The 14235-nt window shown below is 68.3% G+C and carries 16 protein-coding genes and 2 pseudogenes; 13 read left to right on the plus strand and 5 right to left on the minus strand.

The window, feature by feature from the left end:
- From O6P37_RS25435 to O6P37_RS25445, 3 genes and pseudogenes are all read right to left on the minus strand, one after another.
- Positions 1-177 (minus strand): annotated as a pseudogene (locus O6P37_RS25435) (hypothetical protein); the annotation flags it as partial.
- A 43-nt stretch (positions 178-220) separates the two neighbouring features.
- The gene (locus O6P37_RS25440; RefSeq protein WP_269896693.1) at positions 221-568 is read right to left on the minus strand and encodes a DUF202 domain-containing protein; all 348 of its coding nucleotides are present in this window, start codon (positions 566-568) and stop codon (positions 221-223) included.
- Entirely contained in the window at positions 565-933 is a 369-nt protein-coding gene (locus tag O6P37_RS25445) for a YidH family protein (RefSeq protein ID WP_269896694.1), read from the minus strand. Before O6P37_RS25445 ends, O6P37_RS25440 begins: the two co-directional genes overlap by 4 nt.
- 222 nt (positions 934-1155) lie before the next feature.
- On the opposite strand from O6P37_RS25445, the gene O6P37_RS25450 reads away from it, so the two are divergent.
- The 7 genes and pseudogenes from O6P37_RS25450 to O6P37_RS25485 all read left to right on the plus strand — a co-directional run bounded on the left by O6P37_RS25450 (position 1156) and on the right by O6P37_RS25485 (position 7731).
- A complete protein-coding gene (locus tag O6P37_RS25450; RefSeq protein WP_269896695.1) occupies positions 1156-2607 on the plus strand; it encodes an ABC transporter substrate-binding protein in 1452 nt (483 codons plus the stop codon).
- Positions 2608-2731: 124 nt separating this feature from the next.
- Positions 2732-3523 carry an ABC transporter permease gene (locus tag O6P37_RS25455; protein ID WP_408633252.1) on the plus strand — a complete coding sequence of 264 codons (792 nt, stop codon included), beginning with the start codon at positions 2732-2734 and terminating at the stop codon, positions 3521-3523.
- Positions 3520-4274, plus strand: a pseudogene (locus O6P37_RS28585) (ABC transporter ATP-binding protein). The gene O6P37_RS25455 and the pseudogene O6P37_RS28585 overlap by 4 nt, the downstream one beginning before the upstream one ends.
- 22 nt (positions 4275-4296) lie before the next feature.
- Entirely contained in the window at positions 4297-5802 is a 1506-nt protein-coding gene (locus O6P37_RS25470; protein WP_269896698.1) for a SulP family inorganic anion transporter, read from the plus strand.
- A 331-nt stretch (positions 5803-6133) separates the two neighbouring features.
- On the plus strand, positions 6134-6637 hold the full coding sequence (locus O6P37_RS25475) for a DUF5994 family protein (RefSeq protein ID WP_269896699.1): 504 nt from the start codon (positions 6134-6136) through the stop codon (positions 6635-6637).
- 130 nt (positions 6638-6767) lie between these two features.
- Positions 6768-7142 (plus strand): hypothetical protein, encoded by a 375-nt coding sequence (locus tag O6P37_RS25480; protein ID WP_269896700.1) that lies wholly within the window; start codon positions 6768-6770, stop codon positions 7140-7142.
- A 4-nt stretch (positions 7143-7146) separates the two neighbouring features.
- Positions 7147-7731, plus strand: coding sequence for a hypothetical protein (locus O6P37_RS25485; protein ID WP_269896701.1), 585 nt, complete (start codon positions 7147-7149; stop codon positions 7729-7731).
- Positions 7732-7741: 10 nt separating this feature from the next.
- Here the strand turns inward: O6P37_RS25485 and ppk2 are convergent, their stop codons facing one another.
- Positions 7742-8626, minus strand: a complete 885-nt coding sequence (gene ppk2, locus O6P37_RS25490) for a polyphosphate kinase 2 (protein WP_269896702.1) — start codon at positions 8624-8626, stop codon at positions 7742-7744.
- 113 nt (positions 8627-8739) lie between these two features.
- On the opposite strand from ppk2, the gene O6P37_RS25495 reads away from it, so the two are divergent.
- The 5 genes from O6P37_RS25495 (at position 8740) to O6P37_RS25515 (ending at position 11904) form a co-directional block, all read left to right on the plus strand.
- Complete coding sequence (locus tag O6P37_RS25495) at positions 8740-8898, plus strand: DUF6307 family protein (RefSeq protein ID WP_269896703.1); 159 nt, start codon at positions 8740-8742, stop codon at positions 8896-8898.
- A 31-nt stretch (positions 8899-8929) separates the two neighbouring features.
- Positions 8930-9127 (plus strand): hypothetical protein, encoded by a 198-nt coding sequence (locus tag O6P37_RS25500; protein ID WP_269896704.1) that lies wholly within the window; start codon positions 8930-8932, stop codon positions 9125-9127.
- A gap of 294 nt (positions 9128-9421) precedes the next feature.
- Positions 9422-9871: a DUF5994 family protein gene (locus O6P37_RS25505; protein ID WP_269896705.1), complete on the plus strand. Its 450-nt coding sequence runs from the start codon at positions 9422-9424 to the stop codon at positions 9869-9871.
- A gap of 32 nt (positions 9872-9903) precedes the next feature.
- Complete coding sequence (locus tag O6P37_RS25510) at positions 9904-11334, plus strand: wax ester/triacylglycerol synthase domain-containing protein (protein ID WP_269896706.1); 1431 nt, start codon at positions 9904-9906, stop codon at positions 11332-11334.
- A 21-nt stretch (positions 11335-11355) separates the two neighbouring features.
- Entirely contained in the window at positions 11356-11904 is a 549-nt protein-coding gene (locus O6P37_RS25515; protein WP_269896707.1) for a YceI family protein, read from the plus strand.
- Here the strand turns inward: O6P37_RS25515 and O6P37_RS25520 are convergent.
- The gene (locus tag O6P37_RS25520) at positions 11879-12838 is read right to left on the minus strand and encodes an alpha/beta fold hydrolase (protein WP_269896708.1); all 960 of its coding nucleotides are present in this window, start codon (positions 12836-12838) and stop codon (positions 11879-11881) included. The genes O6P37_RS25515 and O6P37_RS25520 overlap by 26 nt on opposite strands.
- 106 nt (positions 12839-12944) lie before the next feature.
- Here O6P37_RS25520 and O6P37_RS25525 point away from each other — a divergent pair, with 106 nt between their 5' ends.
- Complete coding sequence (locus O6P37_RS25525; protein ID WP_269896709.1) at positions 12945-14228, plus strand: threonine/serine exporter family protein; 1284 nt, start codon at positions 12945-12947, stop codon at positions 14226-14228.
- The last annotated feature ends 7 nt before the right edge of the window (positions 14229-14235 follow it).

Genomic DNA, 14235 nt, shown 5'->3' on the forward strand with positions numbered 1-14235 from the left:
CGACCGCGCGCCCGTCATGCCCCACAACCCGTCGCGGTCGATCTCGGCGACGATCTCCACCAGCCGCCCGTCGATCGCATTGCGCTGACCGCACAGCTCCGCGATCTCGTCGAACAACACCGCCAGCCGGTCCTTCGGCCTCACCGAAGGAGCGAAAGCTGTTGCGCTCGACGACATGACCCCATCATCGCAGAGGGGTCCGACACGTTTCCGGCTTGAATCAAGCGACGATCGGCAGCACCAGATACGTCACCACGAGCGCGGTCAACGCCAGCACCGCCGCCCCGGCGCCGAGCACCTCGCGCCGGGCGGCGCCGTGCGTGGCGGCCGGGCGGGCACTGAGCATCCGGCGGCGGCGGACACCGACCAGGAACACCGCGGCGGCGACGGCGACGACGACGGCAGCCACGGCAGTCCGCGCCGGATGGTCGAACAGGTGCGCCACGTCGCGGTCCTTGAGCAGCAGCAGGCCGCCGCTGACGACCACCGCCAGTGACGTCCTGGTCCAGGCCAGCGCCGTGCGTTCGGGCTGTAGACCGCGGTCCTGCGCCAGCGCCAGACGGGTCACGACGCCGCGACAGCCAGTGCGACCGTCACCAGGCCGATCACCATCAGCCCCACCGCCAGGTACACCGGCGTCGACGGGCGCGGCAGCGGCCGGTCGCGCCGCATCGCGTGGTCGACTTGATACCACCGGTGCAGCCCGGCTCCGGAGGTCAGCATCGCCAGCACACCGACGACGGCGCCGAGCGCATGCCGCAGGCCCGGGACGGCGAGTTCGGGCATGAACTGCACCACCGCCACCGCGGCGGCGAGCAGGCCGAGCGCCGTGCGCTGCCACGCGAGGAACGTCCGCTCGTTGGCGAGGGTGAACCGGTAGTCCGGCTCGATCGTCAGCGATTCTCGTTCAGCTGCAACGTGTTCAGCGCTCACCGTACCAGTGTTCGGCGCCGCTCCGTCCATCACCAGTGCGCTGCCGGTGGCGTAACCAAGACTTCACCTGGTGCCCGTCCGGCATCGCCGGCCCCGGCGGACCGGTTGAGAATTACGAGGTCACGGCGCTACCACCTCGCCATGTCGACCCGCGTCGCTGGCGTAACTGCTGCGCAACGTCCAGTGACGGCGAGGTAACAGAGAACGCCGACTCTGGGGATCGTGAACAAGACCGACACCCTGCGGCCGAGGCGCCGCCGCACCGCCGCCGTTCTCACGGCGCTCGCCGTGGCGGGCGCACAGGCGCTGACCGGCTGCGGGCTGCTCACCGACCCGACGGTCACCGTCAATGTGGGCTACCAGTCCAAGACCATCAACACGGTGAACGCCGGCACTCTGCTGCGCGACCGGGAAGAACTGGAGAACGCCCTCGAACGCGTCGGCGCCGCCAACGGTAAGCGGTACCGGGTTGTCTGGCAGGACTTCTCGTCGGGAGCCCCGCTCACCGCGCAGATGATGGCGACGCACGTCGACATCGGGTCGATGGGCGACTACCCGCTGCTCACGAACGGGTCGAAGACCCGCAAGTACGCCGACGCCGAGACCGAGCTGATCGCCACCACCGGCTACAACCTGCGGGGGTCGCTCAACCAGGTGGTGGTGCCCGCCTCGTCGTCGGCCCGCACGCTGGCCGACCTGAGCGGGCAGCGGGTCTCGACCAGCCTCGGCTCGGCGGGCGACGGTATGTTCTCGACCGCGTTGCAACGCAACGACATCGACAAGGCAGCGCTGCAGATCCTGAACCAGGACCCGGCAGTCGGGGCGGCCGCGATCGACGGGGGACAGGTCGACGCCTTTGCGCAGTTCGTGCCATGGCCGCAGCTGGTGATCTACCGCAACCAGGGCAGGCTGCTCTACGACGGCGGCGACAACGAGATCCCGACGTTCCACGGCGTCGTCGTCCGCAAACAGTTCGCCGACGGCCACCCCGAGGTGATGACCGCCTTCATGCAGGCGGTGAAGGCCACCACCGATGCCATCGTCGCCGACCCGCTGCAGGCCGCCCAGCGGGTCAGCGCGCTCACCGGCATCGAACCCGAGGTGGTCTACCTCTACAACGGTCCCAACGGGCTGGTGTCCTTCGACATGACGATCAAACGCGAGTTCGGGACGGCGTTCACGAAGGTGAAGGACTTCCTTGTCAAGCGCGGCTCGGTGACCGCCGACTTCGACGTCGCCGAGTTCGTGGACGACGGCTATCTGCGCGAGCTGTTCGGCCCGGACTACGACCGCCGCCGCGCCGACGTCAGGAATCCCACCGCGTTGACGGGCACCGACGACCTGTGCCGGCTGCCTGTCGGCGACCCGGCGCAGGCCTCGGAGGTGTGGATGTCCGGAGCCGACGACACCGAGGTCGCCGCCACACCGACCTGCCTGCTGCGGCGCGTCGCCACCGCCGCCGAGGTCCGCGCCGCCTACGTCCCCGACACTGCCACCGGCATCCGGCTGTTCGCCGACCACGCCGTCTGGCTCCGCGATCCCGGCGCGCCACCGACGCAGCGCTACAAGCCGTTCGCCACCGAGGCCGGCGCCGACGCCTACCGGGCCCGGCATCCGCAGGCGACCACCATCGGCTATCCGGCCGCGGTCTCGCAGTCGCGATCGTCCGGCTAGTCACCCCCGACCCAACCGATCCGAAGGAGAGAAAATGACGCTCACCCTGAACGACGTGGGGGCCGTGCCCACCCAGGCGTCGGCCGCACCACCACGAACCCCGTTGCGGGAGGCCATCGCCGAGATGCTGCCCGCGCGGCTGCGCACCCGCACCGCCGCGGTGGTGCTGCCGATGATTCCGATCGCCGCGTTCCTGACGCTGTGGCATCTGCTGACCACCTACGGCGTGGTCGCCTGGCTGCGGTTCAACCGGATGCCCACGCCGGCGAGCGTGTTCGACGCCTTGGTGGCGCGGGTCGGCTCCGGCTCGTACTACGACGACCTGCTGGCGAGCCTGCAGCGCATCCTGCTCGGGTTCGGACTGGCCGCCGTCGTCGGCGTCGCGCTGGGCATTCTTGTGGGCCGCTCGGAGATCGCGCGAATGACGTTGCGTCCCTTCATCGAGATCGTGCGGCCCATCCCGGCGATCGCGCTGGTGCCGCTGACCATCCTGCTGTTCCCGTCCAGCGAGCAGGGCATTGTGTTCATCACGTTCTTCGCCGCGTTCTTCCCCGTGGTGGTGAGCACCATCCACGCGATGGACTCGCTGCCGAAGGTGTGGGAGGAGGCCGCGATGACGATGGGCGCGGGCCGGGTGTCGCTGCTGTTCCAGGTGATCCTGCCGGGTGCGCTGCCCGGCATCTTCGCCGGACTGTCGGTGGCCATGGGCGTCGCCTGGATCTGCGTCGTCAGCGCCGAGATGATCTCCGGCCAGTTCGGCATCGGCTACTACACCTGGCAGTCCTACGGGCTGCTCGACTACGCGGGCGTCGTGGTCGGCATGATCTCGATCGGCGCGCTCGGCCTGATGACCGCGTGGCTCGTCGAGTACGTCGGCCGCCGGGTCAACCGCTGGCTGCCGAGGGCCGCCCGATGAGCGCCGGAGCCGTCGTCCTCGACAAGTTGAAGCTCGGGTTCAACGGGGTCGTCGCCGCCGACATCACCATGGCGGTCGAACCCGGCGAGGTCGTCGTCTTCCTCGGCCCGTCCGGCTGCGGGAAGTCCACGATCCTGCGCGCGCTGGCCGGGCTGCTCACCCCGATGTCCGGCACCGCGACCGTGGACGGCGCCCCGGTCACCGGTAATGCCGCCCAGTGCGCCATGGTCTTTCAGGAAGACGCGCTGTTCCCATGGCGCACCGCGCTGAAGAACGTGCAGTACCCGCTGCGGCTGCGCGGCGTGCGCGGCCGTGACTCCAGCGCGCGGCCACCGAGCGGCTCGAGCAGGTCGGCCTGGGCGCATACCTCGACCACCTGCCCAGCCAGCTGTCGGGCGGAATGCGCCAGCGCGTGCAGCTGGCCCGCACGCTGGCCTGCGAACCGCGGGTGATGCTGATGGACGAGCCGTTCGGGGCGCTCGACGCCCAGACCCGCCTCGACATGCAGCAGCTGCTGGTGTCGGTGTGGAAGGCCCAGCAGATGACGATCCTGTTCGTCACCCACGACGTCGACGAGGCGCTGCTGCTCGCCGACCGGGTGGTGCTGCTCAGCCACCGGCCCGCTACCGTCGCCGACATCATCACCATCGACCAGCCCCGCTCGGCCGAGGCGCAGTTCCACGAGGACTACCAGCGGCGCCGCCGCAGCATCCTCGACTTCCTCGGCCACAGTCCCGCGCAGAGCGCCTGACTGCCATCACCAGGAGAATCTCGTGAGCCTCACCCTGCCGACCTCCGGCAAGCCAGCCGTCGCCGCCGAAAATACTGTGCGGCAGGCACTCCGGTCGCCCGCGCGGCTCCGCACCGAGGTGCTGGCCGGCCTGGTGGTGGCGCTGGCACTGATCCCGGAGGCGATCGCGTTCTCCGTGATCGCCGGCGTCGACCCGCGGGTGGGGCTGTTTTCTTCGGTGACGATGGCGATCACCATCGCGCTCACCGGCGGGCGGCCGGCGATGATCTCGGCGGCCACCGCGGCCGTCGCCCTGGTGGTCGCTCCGGTGGCGCACGAGCACGGGGTGGGCTATCTGGTGGCGACGATCGTGCTGGCGGGCATCTTCCAGCTGGTGCTGGCGGTCGTCGGCGTCGCGAAGCTGATGCGGTTCATCCCGCGCAGCGTGATGATCGGCTTCGTCAACGCGCTGGCGATCCTGGTGTTCGTCTCACAGGTGCCGCATCTGCTCGGCGTGCCGTGGCTGGTGTATCCGTTGACCGCGGCCGGCATCGTCGTGATGGTGCTGTTGCCCAGGGTGACAACTGCGGTGCCGGCGCCGCTGGTGGTGGTGCTGCTACTGACCGCCGCGGTCGCGGTGTTCGGCTGGCAGGTGCCCGACGTGGGTGATCAAGGGGCGCTGCCCGATTCGCTGCCGATCCCTGGATTCCCGGACGTGCCGCTGACGTGGCAGATGCTGCAGATCATCGCCCCCTATGCGCTGGGCGCCGCGCTGGTGGGGCTGCTGGAATCGCTGATGACGGCCAAGCTCGTCGACGACATCACCGAGACGCCGTCGAACAAGACGCGCGAGGCATGGGGTCAGGGCACGGCCAACATTGTCACGGCCATGTTCGGCGGGATGGGCGGCTGCGCGGTGGTCGGCCAGACGATGATGAACGTCAAGGTGGCCGGCGCCAGGACGCGGCTGTCCACGTTCCTGACCGGGGTGTTCGTGCTGGTGCTGGTGCTGGCGCTGGGACCCGTCGTCGGGATGATCCCGATGGCCGCGCTGGTGGCGGTGATGGTGATGGTGTCGGTGGCGACGTTCGACTGGCACAGCGTCGCCCCGCGCACCCTGCGGGTGATGCCGCGCAGCGAGACCGCGGTGATGGTGGTGACCGTCGTCGGCACCGTCGCGACCGGCAACCTCGCCATCGGTGTGGGGCTGGGCGTGCTGGCGGCGATGGTCGGCTTCGCGCGGCGGGTGGCGCACCTGACGATCGTCGAAAGCGACTCGGCGACGTCGGGCAGCAGGACCTACCGGGTGCGCGGCGAGCTGTTCTTCGCGTCGAGCAACGACCTGGTGCACCAGTTCGACTACGCCAACGATCCGGACGACGTGACCATCGACCTCTCGGGCACCGATGTGTGGGACGCGTCGTCGGTGGCGACGCTGGACGCGATCCGGCAGAAGTACGCGGCGCGGGGCAAGACCGTCCGGCTCACCGGACTGGACGGGGCCAGCCTCGAGCGTCTGACCAGGCTTTCCGGGCGTCTCGGGGTGTAGAGGGGTGCGCGCCCGCGCGCCGTTCGCGGGTCGGCTGTAGGTTGGAGGGTAGGCCGTTCTCGTCCCTGCGCTGCCGTCATGGCAAGCGTGGCACTTCAGAGACGATCAGCCTGCGATTCGAATCTCGCTCGCTTTCGGCCCGACGTACGGACGCACGTCCGCTTTCGAAGGATTGATACATGGATTCCTCCAGCCTTTTCTCGCACCCTGACCGGCACGAGGTCACGCACACGCTCACGCCGGAACCGGTCAAGTCACCCGCATTCTCCGACGGCGACTCACCGACGCCCGATTCGCAATCCTCGTGAACGGTCTGAGCGGGTCGCGCCGATTGGCGCGCCCCGTCAGGCTCGCCCTGGCCAGCCGCTCTGGCGGCCACATCGACGGGGCATGGTGGCCGCACACCGGTTCGGTCGCCCACGAATTACCGGGGCTGATCGAGTGTCTGCACAAGCCGCTCGGTGAGATCCTCGACATCGCCATCAACTGGTCGGTCGCCGAGGGGCCACTCGACCTCGACACCATCGTCAACGGCACACGTTCGGTGGAGTCGGCGAAGTTCAGGCGGCCCCGCCTGATGGTCGTCGACGGCCGCGACGGCTGCCTGAAACTGCTGGTGATCCCGCACATGACATCGCCGGCGCTGGGTTCCATCGTGATGCGCTGCGCTGCGGCCAAGCCGGTGCGCGAGGAGGACCGGGGCGGCAAGCAGGCCGAGACCGCCGAGCTGGTGATGCAGACCGCAGAGGTCGAGAGCGCGAAGTGGACGGCGCTCATGCGCGACGAGAAGGCCGCGGCGAAAAAGTCTGTGCGCAAGACGAAAACCGCGGTCTAGTCCTCGGGTCGGCCAAGCGCGAAGAGACCAGGTGTTTACGGCACGCTGAACTGCGCCTCGGCCGCGTTCGCACGGGCGGGTCATGCGGTGCTGCGGTCCACATGTCAGAGGGCTGTGCGACGCTGCGGCAATGAGTTCGGAGACCACAGGAGCGTCGCGGTGCTGGCGATGGGCGTGGGGTTATGGCGAACCCCCGGGACCGATCATCAAACCGAGGCCGTGGAGGCCGCATCATCTGATCGGCGATTTCCGTGAGCGGGACCTGCGGCGGCAATCGGTCGGGTACCTCTTGATCGCCGTGCTTCTCGCGGCGCCGGTCCTTCTCGGCGTGGTGGGCGGGTTTCTTCAGCAGCTGATGCCTGAGCACAGAGACTTGATCGAGTTCCTTGTGATTGTCTCCTGTGTTCTCGCTGCATTTCTGGGCCTCATCGGCTACCTGCTCGTGTCCATCGCCTCGGAACCCCCCGAGCGGGTCAGTGTGCGCATGCTTCCCGAAGGGGATTGACGTCATGTTCATCGTCGACTTGATCATCATGACGGCGTTGCTTGTGGCCGCCGCCTTCCTCGTCACAAGGAGCGTTCGAGCCCGACGTGAATTGAAAGAACTCAAGTCAGTCAAAGCCGCACGCCGCCAACAACTTCGGTCGAGCGATACCCAGTCGGATATCCTCTGTCTGCTCGAACCGGACGAAGTGCAACTCCTGCTGACCCCTTCCGGACCGCTTCCGAAATGGTTGGGCACCAAGTCGCTTTCGCGGCTGACGAGGTTTGAAGCCGCATGGTATGCGGGCTATGCACGTTCACGTGTTCGCGTCGACCGGTACGGGTCTGCGGTGGCCGCCGCAATCGGCGGGCTGACACTCGCGCGCTACGTGTTCACGTCGTTCGACCGGGCGTTCGCCGTCGAGGTCACCGCGCATGCGCACCTACTTCCAGCGCTCGCAGACTCCATCTCTGACACAGTCGCCAAGGCCGTTCCCATTCTCATCGCCTTCGGCGGACTGGCGTTGGGCGTCGGTCTCAAGGAGAGATCCGACGAATACGACTTCTATGCAGGAGTACTCGAGGAGCAGGCGAAGGCAGCGAGCGAATAGGCCGTTTGGTCTAGTCCTCCAACGCCCGGCCGACGATCAGCGGGTCGGGCTCGCCGACCACGTCTGCATCTTTGTCGTCGTAGTCGAACTTCGACAGCAGGAATCGCATCGCGTTGAGGCGGCCGCGCTTCTTGTCGTTGCTCTTGACGACGATCCACGGCGCGTAATCGGTGTCGGTGGCGACGAACATCTGCTCCTTGGCGCGGGTGTAGTCGTCCCAGCGCTTCACCGACTCCAGGTCCATGTCGGAGAACTTCCAGTGCCGCAACGGGTCCACGAGCCGGATCGCGAACCGGGTGCGCTGCTCGAGCGGTGACACCGAGAACCAGAACTTGGTCAGGTGGATGCCCTCGTTGACGATCATCTGCTCGAACAGCGGTGCTTGACGCATGAATTCGCCCTGCTGGGCCTTGGTGGCGAAGCCCATCACCTTCTCGACGCCGGCGCGGTTGTACCAGGACCGGTCGAACAGCACCATCTCACCGGCGGTGGGGAAGTGCCGGACGTAGCGCTGGAAGTACCACTGCGTCTTCTCCTCCTCGGTGGGCTTCTCCAGTGCGACGGTGCGGGCGCCGCGCGGGTTGAGGTGCTCCATGAAGCGCTGGATGGTGCCGCCCTTGCCCGCGGCGTCGCGGCCCTCGAAGACGATGACGTGCCGGGCGCCCGTGCGCTTGCTCCACTTCTGCAGCTTCAGCAGCTCGATCTGCAGCTTGCGCTTGCACTGCTCGTACTCGCGGCGCGGCATGCGCTCGTCGTAGGGGTAGTGCTCGCGCCAGGTCTCGATGGGGTTGCCGTCGCGGTCGAGCAGGACGGGGTCGTCGTCGTCCTCGTCGTCGACGGTGTAGCCGTGGTCGGTGGTCGACAGGGCTTCAAGATCGATTTCCGTCTCACTCATGGCTTCCACATCTAGCAGATTGTCGCGCCCACCTCTTATGTTCAGGGCGTAACGTCGCGGATATCGGGCAGCTCGGTTGCGAGCGAACATGCCTGACTGAAAAGGACAATCTCATGGCGTCGCCGACAACATTCAAAAGTCCCTACGACGTACGTGTCGAGCTCGTGAAGGACACGATCACCGCTCACTCGAAGCTCAAAGACGATGTCGCCGGCGAACTCGCCGTGCACGTGTTGCACGCGCTGAGTTCGATTCCCGAGCGCGTTCGCTGACGCTCTGCGGTGTGAGCCGGAGGTTCAGATCATGACTGTCAGAGTGACATTGCCCGACGGTGCAACCGACAAGTACATGCGGTTCGGTGACGCCTACGAAGAACGCGCCGACGGCGCACTGGACGTGTCACGCGGCGGCGCAGAGCCGTTCAGATACGCCGCGGGTGAGTGGACCGGTGTCGAGGGTGATCAGCGGACACGCAGAGTGCGCCGCTTCTGGCCCTTCTAGGCCGGCTCCACCAAATCGACGGAGGTGTCGCGGTCATGGCCGCGGCGGGTCGCGCGTCATCGGTGCGAGGGGTGCGCGTGATGTGGACCGGCGGGGGTCGACCCGCCGGTCCATCTCCGGTAGATGCCCGAAATCAGTTCGGGTACACCGCTTTTAACCGTCAGACTGTCCGCAATCGGGGGCGGGCAGGCGTATGATGGGCCATACCGGCGGTACCTCGCGCGCGACCATCTGAGATTGTGTCGCCGCCGGTTCACACGACTGGCCATTGCGGCCCAGACGGGATCATTTCCCATGGCAGTACAAGAAGACATCCGCGCGGCGTCCGGTGCAGAAGCCGAGCGGCCCAGGCTGCGGTTGAAGGACTCGGCGCTCGCCACCGGATATGTGGACGGCGCCTGGTGGCCGCACAGCGGAGACCTGACGACCGAGATTCCTGAGTTGCTCGAGGGCCTTTCCGGGCACGTGAATCCGATCGCCCGGGTGACATACGGCCTCGCCGAGTGGGCGCCCGTCCCGGCCAAGCTCATCACCGCCGGCGGGGTGGTCCGCATGGACGGCTACGGCCGCCAGCCGTCGAACACCATCGGTGTCTCCGACGGCCGCGGCCACGAGGTCATCCTGTTGGTGGTGCCCGCCAAGACCGAACCCGACCGCGCACACGCCATCGTGATGGCCGCGTCAGGGGCGGGTGACGCGTCGAGCACCCAGCATCTGCTCGCCACGGACGGCAAGGCATTTTGAGCCCGGCGTCCCAACGCGACCATCGCCGGCCGGTGACCACCCGACTCGGCCCGGCCGACGCGATGGCGCTGCACACCCAGACTCCCACCACACCGGCGCACACGGTGTCGCTGGTGATCCTCGAACCGTCGAAGAAGCTCAGCCACGACGTGTTGGGTCAACGGATCGCCGCGGCGATCCCGCGGCTGGCGCGCTTCCGCAGCCGGCTGGTGTGCAAGCCGTTCGGAATGGGACAACCCATTTGGGCGGAGATCGCGCATTTCGACCCTGCGCGCCACATCCACCGCGCCGCTGTGCCGGTACCCGGGGGCGTACGTGAGCTCGCCGACCTGATCACGCTCGTGTGTGGCGGTTCGCACCCGCGCCGAGCGCTGTGGGAGGCGTGGACGATCGACCACCTGGTGGGCGGCCGGTGGGCGGTGGCAATACGGATGTCGCCGGTGCTGGCCGAGGACGGCCGCGGCGTGGCGGCGTTCTGGGACGCAGTGCTGACCAGCGGGCCGGACGCTGACGAGATCGTGGCGGACGCCGGAGTGGGCACGGCACCGTCGACGGGCGAGCTGGTTGCCGACATGCTCAGCGAGATGGTGGAGAACCAGATCACCGGTGCGTGGATGGCGGCGGATGCGGCGACAGACGCGCTGCACTCGGTACGTGATCGATTGCAGCAGGCGCGGGTGAAGGTGCTACTCGGGCCCGCCGTGTCGTCCATGCGTGGGCCGGTACCGATGACCGTGTTCAACGCGCCGCTGGAAAAGGGGCGGTCCCTCGCGTTCGCGACGACGCTGCGAAGCGACGTCGAACTGGTCAGCGACGCGTTCGGCGGCAGTGCGGCGAACGTCCTTCTGGCAGCGTGCACGTTGTCGATACGTGCCTGGCTGCAGCGTCACGACGTCGTGCCCGACGAACCGCTGGTGATCGCGGTCGCGCAAGGACGGATACGTGTACCGGTACAGCTCGACGACCCGGTGCAGGTGCTCACCAACATGCACACCGCAACCGAGAGAGCGAACATCGCGGACAGCGGTCCCGACGAAATCATGGGCGCGACAGACGATGTCACCAAAGTCGTCTCGATGCTGTGGCCGTGGGCTGTCCGCGCAGGCATGCACGTGTACACCGGACTCGGTCTGGCGCGGCGGGGCGGCCCGAGTTGCCACGGAAGCATCTCGTTCCTCGGGGACAGCGCTGAGACGCTCGTGTGTGCCGGTGCCGAGGTGGTGGGGATGTACACCGCCGAACCGCTGGTGGAAGGGTGCGGACTGAACATCACCGTGACCTCGCACTCCGACACGATGGATGTGTGCGTCAGCGCCTGCCCCGACAACGTCCCGGACGTCGAGGACATCGCACGCGGAATCGCGGAGGCGGTCGACGTCCTGGTGGCGGCGGCCCGACAGTCGCCGCGCGGCCGGGGCCGGTCCGTGGTCACGCAGCTGGCGTCACACAGCAGGCGGGCCTGACACGGCCGGTAGATTCGTACGGTGACGGCGACGGAGTGGGTGTTGGACGCCTCGCACGGCGAGCTCGTGGTGACGACCGGGGTGACCGGCCCGGCGGCGAAGATGGGCCACCGGCTGACAATCGCGATGACGTCGTGGCAGGCGATCGTGCGGACGTCTTCGGATGAGCCCGTCTCGGTAGAGGTGACCGTCGACGTCGACTCGCTCGAGGTGCTGCGCGGCGAGGGCGGCGTGAAGGGACTGTCGGGTCCGGAGAAGATGCTGGCGCGGTCCAATGCGCTGGGCGTATTCGACGCCAAGAAGTTCCCGACCATCACGTTCCGGGCGGACGACGTCGCGCCGGCGGACGGCGGCTACCAGTTCACCGGCACCCTCGAGATGCACGGCGTCGCGCGCGAGCGGACGGTCGACGTGCAGGTGTCCGATGCCGACGACTCATGGCGCATCGCGTGTGACGCCGAGGTCCGGCACTCCGACTTCCAGATGAAGCCCTACTCGATGGTGATGGGCGCGATGAAGGTCGAGGATGCGGTGGCGGTGTCGTTCAGGGCGGAGGTTGCGAAGGACTGACCTGCGCGCGGATGAAGTGCAGCACCTCGTCGGCGGTGGCGAAGCCGCCGAGGTGGCTCTCCTCGGGCCGCAGCACCAGGGTGGCGTCGGGCATCATGTCGATGGCCTTCTGCGCGTCGGCCAGCGGGACGATGTGGTCGGAGTCGCCGTGCCACCAGCGCACGGGCGCCTGCACGTCGGCCAGCTTGAAGCCCCAGTCGCGGCCGAAGAGCCGGGCATCGTCGACGATCGCCTGGAAGCCGCCCTTGGACAGCAGCACCAGGTCGTCGATGAACATGCCCTCCATCTCGGGATCGTGCAGAACCCTCTGGTCGCCCTCGGGGGTGGTCCGGGCGTAGGCCTGGCACGCGAAGTGCGCGATCGGCAGGACGGGCGTCAGCAGCGCGGACATCGTCGCGGCCAGCGGCCGCCGCAGGCTGTGCAGAACCGGGGCGAACTTGCGTGCGAGCTCGACGGCACCGGTGGCCAGCGCGTCGGGTCCGACCGAGGGGACGACGCCGCCGAGGACGGCGACCGCCTGGACGCGGCTCGCCAGGGGTGGGACGGCGGCGCAGGCCAGGGCGTAGGGACCGCCACCGGACAGGCCGACGACGGAGATCTGCTCGGCGCCGAGGATGTCGACGACGTGGTTGACGTCCGCGACCCAGTCGGCGATGGCCTCGTAGGCGTACGGGTCGGACAGGCCGGAGCCGGGCCTGCCGAGCACGATGACGCGCAGGCCGAGCTCGACGGCGGCGCGGCGGCCGCAGAGCGGGAACTGGCGGCGGCCGCCCGGGGTGCCGTGGAACCACAGCACGGTGGCGCCGTTGGGATCGCCGAACTCGGCGAAGCCGATGCGGCGGCCGTCGGGCAGGGTGAACCGGCCTTCGGAGCGCGGGTCGTCGACGCGCGGGACGCGGTAGGGGTGACGGACCAAGTCGTTGAAAGATGTCATCTCGGAGACTGAATGTAACGGTGCCGTTGCCTCTACGGCGAACTTTGGTGCGACGTGGGGACCCGGCGGTCGTGTGGCGTACAGGTGGCACGCGCACAATCGCGGGATGGCTGACTCCCGTCCTCGCCGATCCAGGCGGCTCCTGGACTCCATTCGCAAGGAGATCCCGGAGGCATTGGCCGAGGGACAGGACCACGACGACGCGCAGGTCGCGGCCATGCTGCGGGAGCTCGGCATCGCACTGATCGAGTGTGAGCAACCCGCGCAGATGGTCCAGACGCGGTTGTTGGCGATCGCCGCGCAGTACACCGACGAGACGGTCCGGATCGTCGCCTTGCCGACGGCGCTGGTTGTTCAGGTCGGCAACGTTGCCTACGAGGTCGAGACGGTGGTCAGGCCGACGACCCAGCTCGACCTCGCCGGCCGGGTCGACGCGATCGCCGAGCTCGCCGAGGTCGGTGCGATCACCCCGGCCGACGCGGCACGCGAGACTGCTCTCGCCCGGTCGATGCCGCCGCGGTTCGGACCCGTCACGACCGTCGTCGGTTACACGATCACCACCCTGGGCTTCGGCATGGTCATCAATCCGACGTGGGCGTCGCTGTGGGGCTACGTGTTCCTGGGCTTCGTGGTCGGGGTGATCCTGATGCTGGGCCGGCCGTTCCCGACGCTGAGCGCGGTGCTGCCGACGCTGGCGGCCGCCGTGGTGACGATGCTGGCGACCTGGTTCGTCGCCGACGCCGCCAACGACGGGTTGCTGCGGGTGATCAGCCCGCCGTTGGTGGCGCTGCTACCCGGTCTGGCGTTGACAATCGCGGCGATGGAACTGGCCAGTGCGCAGGTGATCTCGGGCGCCACCCGGCTCATCTACGGCGTCACGCAGTTGGCGCTGCTGGTCTTCGGGGTCGGGCTGGGAATACACGTCGCGGGTCAGCTGCCGCCCCAGCCGCCGTCCCCGCAGATGGGTCCCTGGTCGCTCTACGTCGCGATCGTGGTGATCGCCGTCGGGATCTACTTCTACTTGTCGGCGCCGAAAGGCTCCCTGCTGTGGCTGGTGGCGGCGGTCGGCGTGGCGCTGGTCGGCCAGCAGGTGGGTGGGCTGTTCCTGTCGCCGACGCATGCGGGCGCGGTCGGCGCGTTCGTCGTGGTGCCGTTCGCGATGCTGGGTGCGCGGGTGAAGACGTCGCCGCCGGCGATCGTGATGATGCTGGCCGCGTTCTGGTCGTTGGTGCCGGGCGCGCTGAGCTTCGAGTCGCTCGGCGCCGCGGTGGCCGGCGAGGGCGACGACCTGTCGACGCTGGGGACGACGGTCGCGGCGATCTTCTCGATCGCGCTGGGAACGCTGATCGGGTGGAGCGTGTTCATGACGATCCGGGGGAGGGGGCGGTGAGGGCTTG

It is taken from the genome of Mycobacterium hippophais (assembly GCF_027529605.1).
GTDB lineage: Bacteria > Actinomycetota > Actinomycetes > Mycobacteriales > Mycobacteriaceae > Mycobacterium > Mycobacterium arseniciresistens.